Below are 19,128 nucleotides of genomic sequence, written 5' to 3' on the forward strand. Positions count from 1 at the left end.
GAATTTACTGTCTTTAAAATAAATTATTAAACAAAAATTAAAACTTCTTAAAAACAGTCAATCGTAACACAATTTTTACCCAAAATTCCATAGAAAATTCATTCGTTTAGCGTATTTTTCAATATTTTGATTTTTATATCTTGGGCATTGTTTAGAATATACGGCGTTGGAAGATAATCATAAGCCATAATGAAACACTTGCACAGACGGCAATAAATCGGCATAATGTGGCGTTTTTATTTATTTTTATTGAAAATCTTGGTTTTTAACAAATTTAGATTAACATTTTGGCGTATTTTTGCTAAAATCCTTAAATCTATCTTTGTATTTTATTTTTAGATTTTTATCGTTTCGTTTTTAAGGCAATTACTCTATGATGCGCAGTCATTATTGCGGTCTTGTGACCGAAGAACTCATTGATCAAACCATCACCATCGCAGGCTGGGTACATCGTCGTCGTGACCACGGTGGCGTGATTTTCCTAGACATGCGCGACCGTGAAGGCTTATTGCAAGTCGTGATCGATCCAGATACCCCAGAAGCATTTGCAACTGCTGATGCTGCGCGATCTGAATACCTACTAAAAATCACAGGCCGTGTTCGCCGTCGCTATGAAGGCACCGAAAATGACAGCATGACCAGCGGTCAAGTTGAGCTATTGGGTAAAGAGATTGAGCTGCTTGCTAAGGCAGACACCCCGCCTTTCCCGCTTAATGATGACAGCGTTAACGTTTCAGAAGAGTTGCGCTTAAAATATCGCTTCTTGGACATTCGTCGCCCTGAGATGCTAGATCGCCTGCGTTTCCGTTCAAAAGTCACCAATCTGATTCGTAACTACCTAGATGAGCATGGTTTCTTGGATGTTGAGACACCTATTCTAACTCGTGCCACGCCAGAAGGTGCGCGTGACTATCTGGTACCTAGCCGTGTATCTAATGGCGAGTTCTATGCCCTGCCACAATCACCGCAGCTATTTAAGCAGCTGTTAATGGTGGGCGGTATTGATCGTTACTATCAAATCGCTAAGTGCTTCCGTGATGAAGACCTTCGCGCTGACCGCCAGCCAGAATTTACCCAAATCGACATCGAGACTTCATTCCTAGATGATAACGACATCATGGACTTGATGGAAGGCATGACCGTTAAGCTGTTTGATGAATTGCTTGGTGTGAAATTTGACAAGTTTGAACGCATGCCTTATTCAGTGGCAATGCGTGACTACGCTTCTGACAAGCCAGACCTTCGTATTCCACTTAAACTGGTGGATGTGGCTGACATCATGCAGAATGTTGAATTTAAGGTGTTCTCAACCCCTGCTAAAGACCCCAAAGGTCGTGTTGTTGCATTACGTGTGCCTAATGGCACAGAAATCAGTCGTAAGCAGATTGATGAATACACCAAATTCGTTGGCATCTATGGCGCGAAAGGTTTGGCATACATTAAAGTAAACGACGTTAACAACATCAATAACGGCGTTGACAAAGAATCTGGCCTACAATCACCAATCATCAAGAACATGACCGATGAAGTACTTGTAGAGCTTATCAAGCGTGCAGGCGCAGAATCTGGAGACATCATCTTCTTTGGCGCTGACAAAGCAAAAGTAGTCAATGATGCGATGGGTGCACTGCGTGTTAAGCTTGGTCATGACCTAAATCTATTAACTTCAGAATGGGCGCCGCTGTGGGTGGTTGATTTCCCAATGTTTGAAGAGACCGATGATGGTAAATGGACTTCTGTTCACCATCCATTCACACTGCCAAAATCAAGCGTAGAAGATGTTAAAAACAACCCAGGTGAGGCACTGTCTGTCGCCTATGACATGGTACTAAATGGTACCGAAATCGGCGGTGGCTCACTACGTATCTACACCCTTGAGATGCAAAAAGCCATCTTCGAAGCGCTTGGTATCGGTGAAGAAGAAGCCGAAGAGAAATTCAGCTTCCTATTAAATGCCCTAAAATATGGTGCGCCACCTCATGGCGGCTTGGCATTCGGTCTTGATCGTCTGATCATGCTGATGACGGGCTCATCATCAATTCGTGATGTGATCGCCTTCCCGAAAACCAAGACCGCAGAATGCCCATTAACTCAAGCGCCTGCTGCTGTAGACAGCAAGCAACTTCGTGAACTTGGCATTCGCATCCGAGAAAAAGAAAAGTCGGAATAAGGCATCTTTTTTTGATGTACGGTTTAATTAGATTTGTGCCACTACCGCTCATGCGCGTGGTGGCACAAATTGCCGCTTGGCTCGCCAAATTGACGAATGCCAGCATCTATCGCAGTATTGACAGGAATCTGATGTTGGTCAATCCCAATATTATAGATGCAGACAGAGTTCAATTAGCGACAGAAGCGCTTCATCATCAGATGATTAGTACTGCTGACAGCTTAAAGAGTTGGGCAATGCCTCCAGAATGGTCTATCAAGCAGATTAAAGCCGTACATAATATTGAGATACTAAAAGAAGGATTATCTCATCCTAAGGGCATGCTTGCCATCGTACCCCACATTGGTACGTGGGAGATGATGAATGCATGGATTAATCAATTTGGCAAGCCTGTCATCATGTACAAGCCAGCCAAATCTGAAGCCATGGATCAATTCATCCTGCAGGGTCGCCAAAGATTGAATGCCACCCTCGTACCGACCGATGGCACAGGTGTTAAGGCGATATTTAAGACCTTAAAAGAAGGTGGCTTTAGCATTGTCCTGCCTGATCATGTCCCTGATCCTTCTGGCGGAGTTATTGTGCCATTTTTTGGGATACCGACATTAACCAGTACCTTAGCCTCAAAGCTTGCCCAAAAGACGCAATGCGCTCTTGTGGGCCTTAGTTGCATTCGCCGTGATGACAATGATGGCTTTGAGATCTTTTGCTATCGCTTAGATGATCCTGATTTATACAACAAAGACATCAAAGTTGCAACTTTGGCATTAAATAACGCCATGCAGCGTATGATCGAGCCGCATTTTAGTCATTATATGTGGGGCTATCGACGGTTTAAATTCACGCCTTTTGGTGAGAATCCTTATCTACTGTCTTTTGATCATCTATATCGCCAAGTAATCACCTATAAGGATGGGCACTCATGAGTGATACCAATTATATCATTTGCATGAAATGGGGCACCAAATACGGCTCAGAGTACGTAAACCGCCTTTATAATATGGTGGCGCGCAATCTGACCCTGCCGTTCACTTTTGTCTGCCTGACGGACGACTCAAGCGGTATTCGTGATGAAGTGGTGTGCTACCCCATCCCCGAGCTAAACCTACCAAGCAACATCCCAGAGCGTGGCTGGAAAAAACTCACCACATTCAAGCCTGATCTATATGGACTTAAAGGCACAGCATTATTTTTAGATATTGATATCGTCATTGTGGATAATATTGACTGCTTCTTTACGCATCAAGCAGAACATGATGACAGCGTGATGATTATCAGAGACTGGAAAAAGCCTTGGCGCATGGTGGGTAACAGCTCTGTCTATCGATTTAAGGTTGGTTATAATACCTACCCTAACCTTCTAAGTCATTTCGAACAGAATTTTGAAAAAATCCGCAACGAAGTAAGGCATGAACAAGCCTATCTGTCAAATTATCTGCGTGAGCACCATCATCTTGAATACTGGGATCCAACCTGGTGTGTCAGTTATAAATATCACTGCTTACAAAAGATTCCTCTGGCATACTTTAAACCACCTGTGAAGCCAAAAGATGCCAAGATTGTCATATTCCATGGTGAAATTAACCCACCTGATGCGATCAATGGCGGTGGCGGCAAATGGTATCGCCACGTTCTGCCCAGCCAATGGATTAAGGATGCATGGCAATAATTATAATTAACTTACCCGTCTTGAAAAATAAAAAAGCACTCAAATGAGTACTTTTTTATCGTCATGATTAACGCTTAAACATGTCACCTTGGCGGTTCTTTTTGACGTATTCGATCATGCAGTCGCGAAGTAGCTGGCTTGCGGTACGGTTATTGTCACGCGCTGCCTGCTTAAATTGTTCTACGAGATTTTTATCGACGCGCATGTTAAATGTGGTTTGTTCGTTATGTGCCATGATGGACCTTATTGGATGAAACAAGAAAATAAAACAGGCCGCAATTATAACAAGCTTTGTGTATTTTGCAAGGGTTTTGGGCGTGATTTTGCATAAAATTCGCACATTTTTTGTACATTTTATGTCATCACAAAATCCATGCAATGAAAAAGCCGCTCAATGATGAACGGCTTTTGTTAAGAGTTAATTAAACTCTAAATTGTGGTAAGAACGCATCGATACCAGGGAACATACCCACGGCACCCATCGCCACACACAGAATGATAAACCCTACCAAAGGAATCATCACACGTCCAGAGAAGCCCAGATCGCGGCTACGCTGCTTGTCACCAATTAGACCTAGGTTGTCTAGCAACATAGTCAAAGACCAACCAAACACAGGGTTAACTAGCGCTGAGGCGAATACGACAATCGCAGCTGATTGCGTGGTTTTACCTTTACGGGTCATCTCCATGCCAGCTTCTAGTAGTGGCACGAATACCGCAACGATAAGTGCTGTACTAAGCACAGGCTGCCATACCGCCAAGTCCATTGGATAGCCCCAAATCGCTGCTACGATACAGAACACTGCTGTCAAGATCGCACCCGCTGGAATAGGACGCTTGGCGATCGCTGCAGGAACAATATAAGTACCCCATGATGAACAGAAGTTCGCGCCACCCAGTACTGAGCCTGTAATCTGACGAGCAGAACAGCCGACCATGGTGTCATCGATGTTCATGTAAGTACGCTCACAGCGTGGTGGATAGCTGATTTTTTGGAATACTTGATGGCCCAAGAAGTCAGGCGACCACATGGCAACTGCCAGCACCGCGAATGGGAAAGCAACGATAAATGCTTTTAAATCAGGTAGACCCAGTGTCCAACCAGTATCTTCACCCCACCAATACATTGGGCTTAGCGGCGGCAAACCAGGATCAGTCTTAAATTCAAATGGCGCACCTAAGAAGAATGCCAAAGCGCCTGCCAGTGCACAGCCAATCGGTACGGCAAGCCAACGTTTTTGGAAATGCTCAAGTAAGGCATACATCACAATGGTTGCGATGATGATGACAAAGGCAATGTGTGGTAGTCCAATCTTGTCCGCCCAAGCAATCATGTTCTTAACCTGCGCAATGGTCCCAACGAAGCCCAAATAGAGCAACAGACCCCCTGCCACGCCGTTACTCGTCAGGCGCGCCATGAGACTGCCGCCCTTGAATAAGGCGAGAATCACACCAAACACACCCATCAATAGACCAAAAGCAAGCGGGTGGCCGCCAGCGGCGACAACGATAGGAATCAAAGGAATCAAAGGACCGTGCGTACCGGCTAGGTTTGCGGTCGGCAAGAGAAAGCCTGATAGGATAAGCACAAAGAATGCTGCAATCAGCAATTCATAACGTACGTTTTCAAGAACGAATGCCTCAGATAGACCCAAAGGTGCCGCAAAAGCTGCGGCCATCGCACCAACCATCACAATTTTACCGATGGTGGCCGCCATTGCTGGGATGGCGTCTTCTAACTCAAAGCGATAATCACGGAAAGGTAAATTTGCACGCCAACGTTTTGGTTGCATGATTTGTAGCTCGTGCTGCAAATATTCACCACGTGTGGCAAATTCTGAACTAGGTTTGTGAAGTTCGACGTAGCTTTTGCCGCCTAAATCACTAAGAACGCCGTTACCAGCTACTGAATCATCAATTTTATCAGTCACAATACATACTCCTTACCATTGTGATGATTTGAAACATCCAACAATCCTGTCCTTCCCATCATCTTGATGCTGGAAAAACACTTTTTGGATGCCGATTATCTTTTTAAAACGAGCATCGATAAGCAGCTGTATGATGAATTTCTAAAAATAACCAAACCTTGGATGACGTCATAATCAAACAAATTGCCATTGAAATTTGTTCATTTTTTGAAATATCTCTAAACACTATTTAAACCGTAAATACAGTGCCATCCATGTCCGCGGATGATTATAGCTTGTCTGATTCGTTATGTCATGCATTATTTTTAAAATTTCTAAAAATTTAGCCACATATCCGTGATAAATTGCCGCTTTATGATACAATAATTTCAAATTTTAATATCAAAACCGATCATGAATCACCCACAAATGTACCCTTGCCCAACTTGCAAAACCCCAACAAAATGGCAAGACAATCCTACTAAGCCTTTTTGTTCCAAGCGTTGCCAGCTTATAGACTTGGGCGAATGGGCATCTGCGAATTATAAAATCGCAAGCAGCGATACGCCATTTAGCGATGAACTCAACGATCCACAAAGCTCAACCATTAATTAAAATTGTTAGTAAATGTAAATAGGAATTATCATGAGTTATTTAATGCCGACATACGCTCGCCAGTCTGTTAATTTCGTGCGTGGCGAGAGCTCTTATTTGTTCGATGATCAGGGCGTAGCGTATTTGGATGCATTGACAGGTATTGCGGTATGTGGACTTGGTCATTGCCATCCTGCCATTAGCCAAGCGATTAAAGAACAGGCGGATACACTGATTCACACCAGTAATTTATTTGGCATTCCTTGGCAAGAAAAAGCAGGCGAAATCCTATGCCAAAAAGCAGGTATGGATGAGGTATTTTTTGGTAATTCGGGTGCCGAAGCCAATGAATGTGCGTTAAAGCTTGCCAGACTCTATGCGCACAACAAAGGCAAACAACGCCCGAAAGTAATCGTGATGGAGCATGCCTTTCATGGTCGCACCCTTCTAACTGTTACCGCTACCGCCAATCCGAAGGCTCGAGAGGGTTTTTATACATTGAATGATGACTTTATTCGTGTGCCATTTGGTGATAGCGATGCTGTGCGCGCATTAAGCGGTGATCAGGACATTTGTGCTGTCTTTGTTGAGCCAATTCAAGGCGAAGGCGGATTGCATACACCGCCTGAGGGTTATTTAGAAGCGCTGTCAAAAATCTGCGATGAGAATGATTGGCTATTCATGCTTGATGAGGTGCAGACAGGAAATGGTCGCACAGGCAAACACTTTGCCTATCAGCACAGTAGCGTCAAGCCCGATGTGCTTACCACCGCCAAAGGTCTGGGTAATGGTTTTCCTGTAGGGGCGTGCATGGTGTCAGGCCGTGCTAAGGGGTTGTTTGCGGCTGGCTCGCATGGCTCAACCTATGGTGGCACGCCACTGGGCTCTCGCATCGTTTGTGCTGTGTATGAAGCATTAACTGAAGAAGTTCTGGGTAACGCCGCAAAGCAAGGTCAAGCCATCAAGGATGCCGTCATTGCTAAATATGGCGATAAAGGCATTACCACGCGTGGACTTGGTATGATGATTGGCATTGTCATGCCAGATGGTGTGGATTGCAGTCGCCTGGTGGATATCGCCCGTGATCGCCATCAACTGATCATCAATGTCACCGGCGGTAATGTCATTCGCCTATTGCCAGCGCTTAACATCAGCGTGGACGACACAAATGCTCTTATCGAGAAGCTAACCGCCCTGCTTTATGAAGTTTTGTAAGTCATCATAGCAATAAAAAAACGCCCAATTTAGGGTGTTTTTTTATTGCTTGGGATTTTCGCCATTATATTTATACATTCACAATTTTACTATAATCAAGGGCTTTATATTTATCAAATATTTGCTATTATAGGGCGATTTTTTGTCTTTTGGTGATGGTGAGGTCTGTCATGATTAACGCACTTCATGCGTCTTATACTCGTTTGATTGCGATTGGGCTGTGTGCAGCATTGCTTAGTGCGTGCCAATCTTTGCCGAACGTGGCACACCTTGATAAAAGCCTTGCCATCACTCAAAAATCACAACTCGCCCATGCACAACAGATTCAGACCCAAAGAGTGCCTGTCGCAGTATCTGGGTCAGATTTGCGGCTTGGTGATGTCATTGATGAACAACGCCAAGATAACCCCTATCTATCAGGATATTATCCCATCGCCACTGGTGCTAATGCCTTTGCATCGCGCAGCATCCTATCAGACATGGCAACCAAGACCATCGATATCCAATATTACATCTGGCATAATGATGAAGCTGGACAGATAATGGTTAAAGACCTATGGGAAGCTGCAGAGCGTGGCGTGATGGTGCGCCTTTTGCTCGATGACTTTAACAGCTCGCCTAAGCTTGATGAGCTGTTGCTTGCCTTTGCTAAGCATCCCAACGTTGCGGTGCGCCTTGCCAACCCTATGGTGTATCGCAAGTTTCGCACGGTGAATTACCTAACCAGCCCTACTCGCATCAATCGCCGCATGCACAATAAGAGCATGACCTTTGATAATCAGCTTAGTATCATTGGCGGGCGCAACATTGGCGATGAATACCTAAATAACGCCAAAAATAACAACTTTGCTGACATGGATGTTCTACTGATCGGACCTGTGGTGGATGACATTACCACAAGCTTTGAGGAGTATTGGGCGGCGGCATCAAGCTATGACATCGAAACCATCGTCAAACCATCAGGCAAGACCATTACGGATGTGATAGATGCCGCCATCTTACAGAATAATTATGCCGCCATGGGTCAGCAAGCTCATGCCCTAAGAACGTATCGCCGTGCTGTGGAGACATCTACGATCAGCGAAGATCTGTTGAATAAGCGTGTGCCATTTCGCTGGGCGAAGATTGAATTCTTGGCAGATGATGCTGGTAAACTTACCAAGACCGCTGATCTGGATGCGCATTTGGTGGGTTTATTACAAGAAAGATTGGGCCGACCTAATCAGCGGCTCAGCATCATCTCATCCTACTTTGTGCCGACCAGAAATGGCGTTCGTACATTGAAACACCTTGCCAAAAGCGGCGTAAAAATCAGCATATTAACCAATTCATTCGACGCAACCGACGTCGGCGCGGTGCACGCAGGCTATGGGCATTGGCGTCATGACCTGCTAAGCGCTGGTGTTGACCTGTACGAACTTAAATCCACCGCTGTCAATGACAAACAGGACGACAATAAATTTTGGCGCACCAAACAAATCACCACTACCAGCCTTCACGCCAAAGCGTTCGCTGTGGATCATGAGCAAGTTTTTATTGGCTCTTATAACATCGATCCACGTTCTGCCAACTTTAATACCGAGCTTGGCGTGATAATCTACGATGAGAGTCTGGCAGAGCAGTTGCACAATGCCCTGCGCAATCAACGCCTACTCAATCAAGCCTACAAGGTCGTCTTGACCAAACAAAACACCTTAGAATGGCACACGTTAGAGGATGGGGAATACTTCATTCATAAGAGCGAACCGAACATGAACCTAAAAGATCGGGCTGGCGTTGCCATCATGGGAACGATGCCGATTGATTGGTTGTTATAAAAGATTGGCAATACTATTTTGGATCCAGTGGCATCATTTGGTGTAATTAATTGAAATTTTGGTATTATTTTTGTAAAAATTAAGATACAATTTGTATAGATGTTCGCCCAATTATTCAACGGGCGCATCCCAAAGATGGTTTTAATTATGCACACTCACACAACTGAACTTCTAACCTCAAAACATTATCACATCATCGGCATTGCAAGCTTATGCGCAGGCATTGCTTTTTTTGATTTTGCCTTATTTATTTACTTGTCCGATTTATTATCCAAAGTGTTTTTTGGTAAGATTTCTGAATTCTGGGTGAGTCAATTGCACCTGTTCACGCTATTTGGTGCAGGTTACCTTGCTAAACCCATTGGTGGAGTCATGCTTGGCAGATTGGGGGACACCCAAGGCAGGCGGATCGTACTAATTACAGGACTATTCGGCGCGACCATCTTTACGTTTGCCATTGCACTGCTCCCCACTTATTCATATCTTTGGATATTTGCATCGCTTGCGCTTATTACCGCCAGATTCTTTCAAGGGTTTGCGATTGGTAGTATTGTGCCTGCATCATGGGTTTTTGCCACAGAACACCTACCTAGCAAGAACCTAGGGCTTGGGTGTGGCATCATTTGCGCAACCTGTATGCTGTTCTTATTAGCACTGATGGGATTGGTGAATTTTGTGGAAAACACCTTAAGCTCCGATCAGATGTTGAGCTATGGTTGGCGCATTTTGTTCGTGATTGGCGGTATTATTAGCCTATCAGCGACCTTATTAGTGCGACAGTTTGATGAGACGCCCATATTCAAGTCACTATCAACGCCTAACAAAGAGCTTGATTCGTGCATCGATGGCATCAGCCTTGAGAATGAACCCATCACGAATAATCAAGCCAGCTCTACAGCCCTTCATAAGCCCACTAAGCTTGAAACCATCAAATCCTTATTCAAATATAACAGCTTTGGGTTTGGTGCTGCGATTTTGGTCTCATGGATCATCGCTAGCTTATCTATCTTCATCCCGATGCTACTTACCCCACTTATTGTCAGTAACTTTCGTATTTCTATGGATGACATTTATTTTGGTAGTGTCATCGGATTGATCTTTATGATGTTCGGCGCGGTTTTCTTTGGGTTCTTGGTGGATAAAATGAACGCTGGGCGCGTACTTTTGTTTGGTGGCATGTTTCTTATCAGCCAAGCACTGCTCTTCTTTTATCATCTGCGTGCTGGTGGTGAGTTAATATTGGCATGCTTCGCCTCACTTGGCTTTGCCAGCGGTCTGATTGGCGCTCTTCCTTCGGTGCTGACCAGATTGTTCCCAACCAAGATCCGCCTAACTGGCATTGGCCTGTCTTATAATCTGGTGCATTCCTTGGTGGGTGGTGTTTTACCATTTGCGCTGGGTTATGCCAGTTTCTATTTTTCGTTCGCCCCTGCCGTATATCTTACGTTGATTGGACTTTTGGCAATATTTATTAGCTTCTTTGTGTATTACATTCCCCGCTCGAACAGGGATCTGAGTCGTTAGCGTTAATTAGAAACGCATCCCAAGTCAAAAGATAAATCGTCTCCCACTGAATAGACGGAATGAAACGACGCAAAAATCTCACATCGGAGATCAGCACATAGACCAATGCTGCTGTCATGATTGATATGATCAGATGGGTGCTATTTCTTAACAGCTGCTTTAACTTATCAAATGCGTTGTCTTTCATTTGCTTTTTAAACATTGGGTGATGTGGTTATTAATAAAATATCACATATTATAAAACCCGCCAATGACGGGTTTTTGATGCATGTCTTACCTGATATTAAAACCGTACGGTATCCACGCCTTCGTCGCCTGCCTTTAGCATGATGTTCGCTGACTGCGCTGCAAAGATGCCATTACAGACCACGCCAACGATGTTATTTAGCGTCTTTTCAAATTCGTCAGGGTTACTGATGTCCAAATCATAAGTGTCCAAAATCACATTGCCATAATCGGTAACAAATCCTTCACGATAGACCGGATCACCGCCTAACTTGACCAGCTCTCTGGCAACGTATGATCGCGCCTGTGGCAAGACTTCTATTGCAACTGGGAATTTGCCAAGCTTTTGCACGACCTTAGAATCATCAACCATGCACACAAAAGACTTGGAAGCTGCTGCGACAATTTTTTCGCGTGTAAGCGCACCGCCACCGCCTTTGATCATGTTGCCCTGCGCATCAATCTCATCTGCACCATCGATATACAGATCAAGCTCACCCACAGTGTTTAGATCAAAAATCTCAATGCCTAAAGCGCGAAGCTTATCTTCGGTGACTTTAGATGATGATACTGCGCCTTTTAGTCGAACATCTGCCAATAACTCAATCAAGCAATTCACCGTGCTGCCCGTGCCAACACCTAAAATCATGCCATCTTCGATGTAGCTTAAGGCGGCTTTGGCAGCGGCTTGTTTTTGGGTGAGTTTTGGATCGACTGTGGTCATGATGCACCTATGACTAATGTTTATTGAGGAAATATTATTTTACGATAATTACATCAAAAATGATAGCATTCATTAAAATAATGAATAAAATCATATACTTATATGAAATTTAGGCAAAAAAATGACTTCATCAGCACATCTTCGGCACACTTTGTATCTACTACCGTTGCTACCTTCCGGTCCTGGCGGGGTTCATAGTACACAGTTGCGAAGCTACCGATGAAGCCAAGCCCATATTATACTTAAAAAATCATAATTTGCAAGTATATTTTTACGTTGCGCTGATCAAGGCTGTATTGGGATGAATTGGGCAATCTGCTTAGCAAGTTCGGGGGCTATGACTTCGGTGCCAAACACGCGGCATTCAGCCAGCTCAAAGCCACTAGGTGACAACCCATCTAAAATCGCCGCCATGCGTGCAACGATCGGCATATGACAAACGATGATTACCGTAAGCTCATCGGTCTCCATGCCAAACTTATGACGGATGGCGCAGTCAATATCATCAAGTCCGATGTTTGGATCATCATCCGGCGTGATGCTGCTGATGGTGATAAAGGCAGGATTCTGTTCTGCATCCACCAATGACTCAAGGATAATCGTTGCGGTCTGATTAGCGCGGTTATATGGACTGGCAATGATCACATTAACGGGCGATTCTTTGCTGTAATTTACCAAAAAATCTGCCGTCTCATGAGCTTGCTGTCTGCCAAAATCTGTCAAATCGCGACTAGCATCATCAGCACAATATGGCCCTGCTTGACCATGCCTTACAAAGATTAGCTTCATGTTGGCTCTCCATCATTGTCATTATCAACCTTAGCGGACTTGGCGTCTTTACTTGCCTTTAGCACTTCATCGAATTCTTCACTAAGGCGCGCGTTACTCTCATCGTGCGGCATGACGAATTCAACATCACTTCTAAATCCAGCCTCCATGAGATTTAAAGCGATACCAAGCGGTGCTTTATCTTCATATAGCACAGCATGCAGCGCATGAGTGATGGGCATGTAGATGCCCAGCTCTTTGGCGCGCTCATTGACTTGAAGGATGGTATTTACCCCTTCGGCTGTCTGTCCTAGTTTTTTGATGGCGTTATCAAGGCTGATGCCCTTGCCAAGCATGTTGCCAATGCGATAGTTGCGACTAAGCACTGAATTACAAGTGGCGTATAAATCCCCGACACCTGATAAACCCAAGAAGGTCAAAGGATTGGCGCCTACCGCCGCACCAAACCGACTCATCTCCGCCAAGGCGCGCGTCAATAGCATCGCCTTAGTGTTATCCCCTACATCATAAGCCGCTGCCATGCCCATGGCGATGGCATAGATGTTCTTCAAGGCGCCACCAAGCTCCACCCCTTTGACATCATCAGAGGCAAATACTCTAAAAAATGCACTGTGTAACGCTTCTTGCACTGCCATACGAAGCGCTTCAGAATCACTGGCGATCACGGTGGCAGATGGCATATTATCCATGATCTCAAGTGCAAGGTTGGGTCCGCTCACCACACCAAAATTCACCTGTGGCAGTACATCAGTGATAATGTCACTCATCATGGCGAAGGTGTATTTCTCCATGCCTTTAGTCAGTGAGATGACTGCCTGATGCGTGATGTATGGCTTGATCTGATGTAGCATCTCTCTAAACGCCGAGCTTGGCACAGCCACAAAGATGATGTCTTTGTCCTCAACCGCTGATTTTAGGTCATGGCTGAATTTAAGATTCTCATCGAGCTTATGATTAGGCAGGTATTTTTTGTTAATGCGGTTTTTTTTCATCGCTTTGACAGTGGCTTTATCGCGCACCCAAAGGGTTGTATCACAGCCATTACGCGCTGCCATGTTTGACATGGCCGTACCAAAGCTGCCACCGCCCAAGAACACCAATCTCAGCGGCGCGCCATCTTGAGTGTTTGATTCATCAATGCCAAGCTTAGAAGGGTCCATTTTTTTCTTTTTTAAGCCTGCAAATTCAGCGATGTTCGAGATGATGGGCGCGTTCTCTATGCCGGAATCTTTGATGGCATGCACCGCTTCATCAATGCTACTGCTTGCAGCATCGACGATTTTTTTTACTTTTGGATTGTTAATCGCTTTGGGTAATTTCATGGCAAGCCCTTTGATGATTGTTATGATCCATTAATATGATAAACATGAATTAATCGCGAAAGCTCACAAAGTCATTGATGTCAATGCTCTCACGCACAGGCATCTGTACGTCGCTTGAGCCAACATAAACAAACCCACAAATCGTGTCTTTATCCGCCACATCAAAATGCGCTTTTACTAATGGTTCATTACAAAGTGGCCCTGTACGCCACACCGTGTGATAGCCCAATGATTCTAGTGCAAGCAGTAGGTTCTGAATGGCGGCACCTGCACTCAATAACTGCTCAAATGGTGGGACTTTTTCGTGTTCTTTGACGTCAGTCGCCACCGTGATAATCATTGGCGCGCGCATTGGCATGTTTAGTAGCTTTTGGCGTGCGGTGTCATCAAGGGCATCAGCTGGCGCGTTTACTTCTTCTGCTTGTAATAGCACTCTGCCAAACTCAATCAAAGCCCGTCCAGTAAGCACGGTAAATTTCCAAGGCTTTAGCTGCTTATGATCAGGCGCAGCAAAAGCAGCTTGCAATGCGGCAGCAAGCTCGTCATCGTTTGGTACGGGTAGAACAAGCTTACCGATGCTGCGACGCTGATGTATGGTGGTTAATACGGTGTTGTTTTGGTTATTCATGGCAATTCTCATCATCTTTCTACTCGATGCTCTTCAGCAAGATAATCCTCAGACTGCATCTCAAGCAGGCGAGAACGCGTACGCTCAATCTCAAAGGCAAGCTTCTCACCTTGATACAGCTCCAATATCGACTGTTCGGCACGCACCAGCAGCTTCACACGGCGGTCATAGAACTCATCGACCAAGTAAATAAAGCGGCGCACAGGATCCATCAAAGTATCGTTCAATGCAGGCACGTTATCGACCATCACTGTATCAAAATCATTGGCAATCTCGATAAAATCCGCCGCTGAACGTGGTTGCATACATAGGGCGCGAAAATCAGCAAGCAGCATGGTTTCTGTACGTTTGATGATGGCAATCTCACGACCTGCAATGGTGATTGGCGCATCTGTCACCGTCTGCCCTGCCGCCAAAGTATCAAAACGCTCTGACAGCCAGCCTTTGGTATCATCTGACAGAGGATAAGTGTATAGCTTGGCTTGTTTTAATAAACGTAAGCGGTAATCAATACCAATATCAATGTTCATCACGGTGGTGTTTTTTTCGACCTGCTCGATGGCTGGCAAGAATCGATTACGATGAATGCCGTTCTTATACAGGCCTGCCGGCTCAATGTTCGATGTCGCAACTAGGGTAATGCCACGCTCGAACAGCATGGTAAATAAATCACCCAAGATCATCGCATCAGACACATTCGACACAAAAAACTCATCAAAACAAATAACGATCGCCTCTTCGTGGATGATGTTGGCAACTTTTTGAAGCGGATCAGATTGACCTTGAAGCTTGACCAGCTCGGACTGTACAAGCTGCATAAAGTGGTGAAAATGCATGCGCATCTTACGCTTGATGGGTAGGCTCTCATAGAACATGTCCATCATCCACGTCTTACCACGGCCAACCCCGCCCCACATGTATAAACCCTTTGGTGGTATTGGTTTTGATTTGAACAGGCTGGCAAAAAATCCTTGCTTGTTATTCTCATCTGCACGCACAATTTCGTGATGCAGATTGTCAAGATAAGTCATCGCCTGTAGCTGTACCTGATCTTCACTAAAATTCCCTGTTGCAAGTGCCGCTCGATAACGCTCTAACGGAGTCTGAATGGTCATAACTATCCTTAAATCTTGGTATGTGCCGCTAAGGCATTCTTTAAATCAGTGAGCTTACCATGAAAAAGATGCCCAACGTCTGGCATCACAGTGCTATCAAATCCTCGTTCGTTGGCAAATTGCTGCAGCAGACTAGGCGCAACCAACCCATCCTTATCGCCATAGATAACAAAAGTATTATTGGCTTCGATGGACAACTGACTGGCATCGTTACGAACGATGGAAGGTGCGATCAATGCAAGGTTATCAAGGCTAACATCATCAAATACTGATGATTTATGAATCAGATCCGCCATGCGACATGCCACAAAGCCGCCAAAGCTAAACCCGCCCATCCACAATCGTCTGGCCCCAGTCTTCGTCAATGCCCAAGCCAACACCGTCTGAGCATCGACAAACTCGCCATCGCCATACTCTGAAACACCTGTCGAGCGCCCCACCCCGCGATAGTTAAAACGCACCACATCCATGCCCGCATCACGGCAGAACCTGTACATGGTACTTACCACTTTATTATTCATCGTACCGCCATCTAATGGGTTGGGATGACAAATAAGCGCAAGCATGTCAGAAGGCTGTCTGTCCCCATCCTGCCAAATCGCATCGACTTCGAGTACGCCATGAGGTGCATTTATAAGCGTGATTTCGTTTTTCATGATAAAAATTTAATAAAAATTTACTTAAATTCTGCATTATAACACAATTTTTTGATAAATGAGTTGTGTGGATTCTGTGCATTTTTTGATAAATACCGCAATGATTGCTAAGGCTGGGTAATCTTATTCACAAATTTATTACAAGGTCTGCCATGAATATTAAGTATAATCGAGCCAATCTCATGGTATTTGAGATTACTCCATTATTACCCATAAGGAAAACCCATGAAAAAATTAGCTCTTATCGCATCAGCAGCTATATTATTAAGTGCTTGTGCCAGCACCCAAAGCACATCGCCGGTCATCGCCCGTGGAGACGCGACTTTCGAGACGACAGGACTTGGCAAAACCAAACTCATCGCCCAAGAAAACGCCCTAAACGCCGCCAAAAAGCAATGTGGCATACGCACCCCTGTTATCGTTAAAGACAGCACCACCTATAATGGTGTCATGGATGAGCGCACGGGCCGTGTCATCGAACAAGGCATCAACGTGGTCGGTGCGATTTTTGGTACTGCGGCACCTGGGCTTAGCCGCGATGATGATTATGAGTACAACATCAGCTTTAAATGCCAGTGAGTCCAAACCAATCTAAGCCAACTACAAAACAGCGTGATTAAACTCTAATACAAATCGCTGCACAAAAAAACGCAAGCTTTTATCTTGCGTTTTTTAATTTAGTCGAGATGCATTGCGATCAAAGACTCTGTATTTGCGCAATCCAACAAATTGATGGCTTATTTATCATGCTGTTTTTGGTGGGTTTTGACTTGCCAAAATATCATTCAAATTGACTTCAAGCCACTCCACCAAATCCGCCACTTTGTCGCTTGCCTGTTTTCCCCAGTCGGTCAAGGTATATTCTACATGGGGCGGAACGGTGTCAAAGGACTTGCGAATGAGCATACCGTCTGATTCTAGCTGTTTTAGGGTCTCAGACAGCATACGCTCGGACACGCCTTCTATCTCGCGGCGTATCTCGCTAAATCGTTTCGTGCCTGATTGTAACACAACCAGCACCAAAATTCCCCAACGGCTCGTTAGGTGGTTTAAAATCGCACGGCTTGGGCAGTCTTTGGCAAGAACTTTGCCTCGGTCATCATCGTGGTGTTGCATGGGTTTACCTTTTATTAAATTAAACATTCTGGTTTGAAAGCTTAAAAATCTTGTTTTTTATCATTTTTCAACTCCTCCAAAAATATTGCACAATTGTCTTTTTGGCTTTCGTGCATATATATTTCTGAAATGTTTTTATGACAAAAGTGATGACAATTGAAGAATAATATAATATTAGACTCTTCTTTATCATCCAGATTTGTAATAATTTTTCTGCTTTTAGTAATTATATAGGATTTACATGGACTGACATTAAAAATAATCGTTATAAAACCTTCAGGTTTGCCAAAATAAACTGGAACATTTGATATTATTAGTACAGGTTCGTTAAATTTATACTCTTTAATAAAAATTTCCCTTTCTTTATATTTTTTAATAATTTCATTTGACCAAGATTTCTGATTTTGTAAGCTAATTTTATATAAAAAAGCAAATAGATTCTTATGTTTTTTTATTTTTTCTAAATCCTCTTCGCAAAATCCAATCTCTTTCATTGCAAGTCCAGCCATAGTAACTAAACCGCTTAAATATCCTTGTTCAAATTCAAAAAAATCATCCTTACCAATATCATCTTCTAATTGATTAAAAATTTCATTCTTTAAAAATGATTCATCTTGATATGATTTTAGTTTCTTAATTTCTATTGGATTTCTTAAATGCAATAATAAAATAAACTGTATAATTTTTATTTTTTCATTTCTTGTAAGGCTTTCAAGTGGATAATCTCTTGCTTTATTAATTAAAGGACTAAATTAGCTATCAATAAAGGTGTGATGAATACGCTTTCAATTTCGCTATCAAATTTATATAAGTTATTTTGATTTGCTAAATTTTTTGGGGCAACTAAATCAAATCTATCGCTTTGCTTGCGAAAGCAATAAATCCTACCTTCTTGATTCTGCCAATTTCTTAAATAAAATTATGGCATAAAATGATGTTTGACGGGATTTGACATAAAAATTTTCCAAGATTAAGGATTTGGTAAAATTCCAAATCAATGGTTTAATGAAAACTTACCAAAAATTAGTACATGCCATTTAAAACCACCTTATCACAAACAACTTACCAAATTTTTGCACTCCTTTCCCATACTTACAAATAAGTAAGTACTACCCATAAACAACCATTTACCCTATAATGCACGGTTTTACATTCACTTGGAAGAATGATGTCATCGCCCAAAAATTCAGAGTTGTTTTTACTGTTATTACTTGGTGTTTTATCCGCCTTTGGTCCGTTTGTGATGGATTTGTATTTGCCAAGCCTGCCACAGCTTGCCGACTTTTTTGCCACGTCCACGTCCATGACACAATTAACGCTTACAACCGCCATGCCAGGTTTGGCTGTCGGTCAGCTGTTTTTGATAGGGCTGGTGTTGCCTGCCATATCGGCACTGGCAATGAATAGCGAAAGGCAAAATGCAGGGTCGGCTTCCGCTCTGCTTGGCTTTGCTCCGTTTTTCTTAGGGGTGGTGGTGTCGCCCTTGGTGGGGATTGGCGATATTTTTGTGGCAACTGCGGTAGTGATGGGCGTGTGTGCGGTGCTGGCGTTGGGCGTGTATTGGGGGATAAAAGATAGGATTGAGAATTTGTAAAAGTAAAAGCCGTTTGAATATTCAAGCGGTTTTTCTTTTGGTTTATAAACGCACAACACA

General features: G+C 43.8%; 19 protein-coding genes, 1 other RNA gene and 1 pseudogene. 9 read left to right on the top strand and 12 right to left on the bottom strand.

The window, feature by feature from the left end:
• Positions 1-373: 373 nt before the first annotated feature.
• From aspS to DYD54_RS05670, 3 genes are read left to right on the top strand one after another with little or no spacing between them, the layout of a single operon-like run.
• On the top strand, positions 374-2,170 hold the full coding sequence (aspS, locus tag DYD54_RS05660; RefSeq protein ID WP_063514105.1) for an aspartate--tRNA ligase: 1,797 nt from the start codon (positions 374-376) through the stop codon (positions 2,168-2,170).
• Positions 2,171-2,184: 14 nt separating this feature from the next.
• A complete protein-coding gene (locus DYD54_RS05665) occupies positions 2,185-3,096 on the top strand; it encodes a lysophospholipid acyltransferase family protein (protein ID WP_063514106.1) in 912 nt (303 codons plus the stop codon).
• Positions 3,093-3,839 (top strand): hypothetical protein, encoded by a 747-nt coding sequence (locus tag DYD54_RS05670; protein WP_063514107.1) that lies wholly within the window; start codon positions 3,093-3,095, stop codon positions 3,837-3,839. The genes DYD54_RS05665 and DYD54_RS05670 overlap by 4 nt, the downstream gene beginning before the upstream one ends.
• A 67-nt stretch (positions 3,840-3,906) precedes the next feature.
• On the opposite strand, the gene DYD54_RS11405 is transcribed toward DYD54_RS05670, so the two are convergent.
• Positions 3,907-4,074, bottom strand: coding sequence for a hypothetical protein (locus DYD54_RS11405; RefSeq protein WP_162888273.1), 168 nt, complete (start codon positions 4,072-4,074; stop codon positions 3,907-3,909).
• 187 nt (positions 4,075-4,261) lie between these two features.
• Complete coding sequence (locus DYD54_RS05675) at positions 4,262-5,758, bottom strand: DUF3360 family protein (protein ID WP_063514983.1); 1,497 nt, start codon at positions 5,756-5,758, stop codon at positions 4,262-4,264.
• 405 nt (positions 5,759-6,163) lie between these two features.
• On the opposite strand from DYD54_RS05675, the gene DYD54_RS05680 reads away from it, so the two are divergent.
• From DYD54_RS05680 to DYD54_RS05695, 4 genes are all read left to right on the top strand, one after another.
• The gene (locus DYD54_RS05680) at positions 6,164-6,364 is read left to right on the top strand and encodes a DNA gyrase inhibitor YacG (RefSeq protein WP_084260627.1); all 201 of its coding nucleotides are present in this window, start codon (positions 6,164-6,166) and stop codon (positions 6,362-6,364) included.
• Between the two features lie 30 nt (positions 6,365-6,394).
• Complete coding sequence (locus DYD54_RS05685) at positions 6,395-7,558, top strand: aspartate aminotransferase family protein (protein ID WP_046696610.1); 1,164 nt, start codon at positions 6,395-6,397, stop codon at positions 7,556-7,558.
• 170 nt (positions 7,559-7,728) lie between these two features.
• On the top strand, positions 7,729-9,375 hold the full coding sequence (locus DYD54_RS05690) for a phospholipase D family protein (protein WP_063514108.1): 1,647 nt from the start codon (positions 7,729-7,731) through the stop codon (positions 9,373-9,375).
• A 147-nt stretch (positions 9,376-9,522) separates the two neighbouring features.
• Entirely contained in the window at positions 9,523-10,899 is a 1,377-nt protein-coding gene (locus tag DYD54_RS05695; RefSeq protein ID WP_063514984.1) for an MFS transporter, read from the top strand.
• A gap of 283 nt (positions 10,900-11,182) precedes the next feature.
• Here DYD54_RS05695 and rpiA read toward each other — a convergent pair whose 3' ends face one another.
• The 7 genes from rpiA to DYD54_RS05730 form a co-directional block, all read right to left on the bottom strand.
• Positions 11,183-11,848 (bottom strand): ribose-5-phosphate isomerase RpiA, encoded by a 666-nt coding sequence (gene rpiA, locus DYD54_RS05700; RefSeq protein WP_063514109.1) that lies wholly within the window; start codon positions 11,846-11,848, stop codon positions 11,183-11,185.
• A 125-nt stretch (positions 11,849-11,973) separates the two neighbouring features.
• An RNA gene (ffs, locus tag DYD54_RS05705) (signal recognition particle sRNA small type) lies at positions 11,974-12,070 on the bottom strand.
• A 63-nt stretch (positions 12,071-12,133) separates the two neighbouring features.
• Positions 12,134-12,637, bottom strand: coding sequence for a SixA phosphatase family protein (locus tag DYD54_RS05710; protein ID WP_063514110.1), 504 nt, complete (start codon positions 12,635-12,637; stop codon positions 12,134-12,136).
• Positions 12,634-13,959: an NAD(P)H-dependent glycerol-3-phosphate dehydrogenase gene (locus DYD54_RS05715; protein WP_063514111.1), complete on the bottom strand. Its 1,326-nt coding sequence runs from the start codon at positions 13,957-13,959 to the stop codon at positions 12,634-12,636. Before DYD54_RS05715 ends, DYD54_RS05710 begins: the two co-directional genes overlap by 4 nt.
• A gap of 49 nt (positions 13,960-14,008) precedes the next feature.
• The gene (locus DYD54_RS05720; RefSeq protein ID WP_063514985.1) at positions 14,009-14,587 is read right to left on the bottom strand and encodes a nitroreductase family protein; all 579 of its coding nucleotides are present in this window, start codon (positions 14,585-14,587) and stop codon (positions 14,009-14,011) included.
• A gap of 11 nt (positions 14,588-14,598) precedes the next feature.
• A complete protein-coding gene (gene zapE / locus DYD54_RS05725; RefSeq protein ID WP_063514112.1) occupies positions 14,599-15,702 on the bottom strand; it encodes a cell division protein ZapE in 1,104 nt (367 codons plus the stop codon).
• Between the two features lie 8 nt (positions 15,703-15,710).
• Positions 15,711-16,358 (bottom strand): alpha/beta hydrolase, encoded by a 648-nt coding sequence (locus DYD54_RS05730; protein ID WP_063514113.1) that lies wholly within the window; start codon positions 16,356-16,358, stop codon positions 15,711-15,713.
• A 225-nt stretch (positions 16,359-16,583) separates the two neighbouring features.
• Here DYD54_RS05730 and DYD54_RS05735 point away from each other — a divergent pair, with 225 nt between their 5' ends.
• Positions 16,584-16,937 carry a hypothetical protein gene (locus DYD54_RS05735; protein WP_063514114.1) on the top strand — a complete coding sequence of 118 codons (354 nt, stop codon included), beginning with the start codon at positions 16,584-16,586 and terminating at the stop codon, positions 16,935-16,937.
• Between the two features lie 165 nt (positions 16,938-17,102).
• Here DYD54_RS05735 and DYD54_RS05740 read toward each other — a convergent pair whose 3' ends face one another.
• The 3 genes and pseudogenes from DYD54_RS05740 to DYD54_RS11905 all read right to left on the bottom strand — a co-directional run.
• Complete coding sequence (locus tag DYD54_RS05740) at positions 17,103-17,474, bottom strand: winged helix-turn-helix transcriptional regulator (RefSeq protein WP_063514115.1); 372 nt, start codon at positions 17,472-17,474, stop codon at positions 17,103-17,105.
• A 41-nt stretch (positions 17,475-17,515) separates the two neighbouring features.
• Positions 17,516-18,136 (bottom strand): hypothetical protein, encoded by a 621-nt coding sequence (locus tag DYD54_RS05745; protein WP_063514116.1) that lies wholly within the window; start codon positions 18,134-18,136, stop codon positions 17,516-17,518.
• Between the two features lie 77 nt (positions 18,137-18,213).
• Positions 18,214-18,381 (bottom strand): annotated as a pseudogene (locus DYD54_RS11905) (hypothetical protein); the annotation flags it as partial.
• A gap of 261 nt (positions 18,382-18,642) precedes the next feature.
• Between DYD54_RS11905 and DYD54_RS05750 the strand changes: the two are divergent.
• Entirely contained in the window at positions 18,643-19,068 is a 426-nt protein-coding gene (locus DYD54_RS05750; protein WP_063514117.1) for a hypothetical protein, read from the top strand.
• Positions 19,069-19,128: the final 60 nt, after the last annotated feature.

The organism is Moraxella ovis (assembly GCF_900453105.1).
Taxonomy (GTDB): domain Bacteria; phylum Pseudomonadota; class Gammaproteobacteria; order Pseudomonadales; family Moraxellaceae; genus Moraxella; species Moraxella ovis.

What these genes read in the sequence shown, in the direction of transcription:
- aspS (WP_063514105.1), top strand. Translation starts at nt 374, where the DNA reads ATGATGCGCAGTCATTATTGCGGTCTTGTGACCGAAGAACTCATTGAT.
- DYD54_RS05665 (WP_063514106.1), top strand. Translation starts at nt 2,185, where the DNA reads ATGTACGGTTTAATTAGATTTGTGCCACTACCGCTCATGCGCGTGGTG.
- DYD54_RS05670 (WP_063514107.1), top strand. Translation starts at nt 3,093, where the DNA reads ATGAGTGATACCAATTATATCATTTGCATGAAATGGGGCACCAAATAC.
- DYD54_RS11405 (WP_162888273.1), bottom strand. Translation starts at nt 4,074, where the DNA reads ATGGCACATAACGAACAAACCACATTTAACATGCGCGTCGATAAAAAT.
- DYD54_RS05680 (WP_084260627.1), top strand. Translation starts at nt 6,164, where the DNA reads ATGAATCACCCACAAATGTACCCTTGCCCAACTTGCAAAACCCCAACA.
- DYD54_RS05685 (WP_046696610.1), top strand. Translation starts at nt 6,395, where the DNA reads ATGAGTTATTTAATGCCGACATACGCTCGCCAGTCTGTTAATTTCGTG.
- DYD54_RS05690 (WP_063514108.1), top strand. Translation starts at nt 7,729, where the DNA reads ATGATTAACGCACTTCATGCGTCTTATACTCGTTTGATTGCGATTGGG.
- DYD54_RS05695 (WP_063514984.1), top strand. Translation starts at nt 9,523, where the DNA reads ATGCACACTCACACAACTGAACTTCTAACCTCAAAACATTATCACATC.
- rpiA (WP_063514109.1), bottom strand. Translation starts at nt 11,848, where the DNA reads ATGACCACAGTCGATCCAAAACTCACCCAAAAACAAGCCGCTGCCAAA.
- DYD54_RS05710 (WP_063514110.1), bottom strand. Translation starts at nt 12,637, where the DNA reads ATGAAGCTAATCTTTGTAAGGCATGGTCAAGCAGGGCCATATTGTGCT.
- DYD54_RS05715 (WP_063514111.1), bottom strand. Translation starts at nt 13,959, where the DNA reads ATGAAATTACCCAAAGCGATTAACAATCCAAAAGTAAAAAAAATCGTC.
- DYD54_RS05720 (WP_063514985.1), bottom strand. Translation starts at nt 14,587, where the DNA reads ATGAATAACCAAAACAACACCGTATTAACCACCATACATCAGCGTCGC.
- zapE (WP_063514112.1), bottom strand. Translation starts at nt 15,702, where the DNA reads ATGACCATTCAGACTCCGTTAGAGCGTTATCGAGCGGCACTTGCAACA.
- DYD54_RS05730 (WP_063514113.1), bottom strand. Translation starts at nt 16,358, where the DNA reads ATGAAAAACGAAATCACGCTTATAAATGCACCTCATGGCGTACTCGAA.
- DYD54_RS05735 (WP_063514114.1), top strand. Translation starts at nt 16,584, where the DNA reads ATGAAAAAATTAGCTCTTATCGCATCAGCAGCTATATTATTAAGTGCT.
- DYD54_RS05740 (WP_063514115.1), bottom strand. Translation starts at nt 17,474, where the DNA reads ATGCAACACCACGATGATGACCGAGGCAAAGTTCTTGCCAAAGACTGC.
- DYD54_RS05750 (WP_063514117.1), top strand. Translation starts at nt 18,643, where the DNA reads ATGTCATCGCCCAAAAATTCAGAGTTGTTTTTACTGTTATTACTTGGT.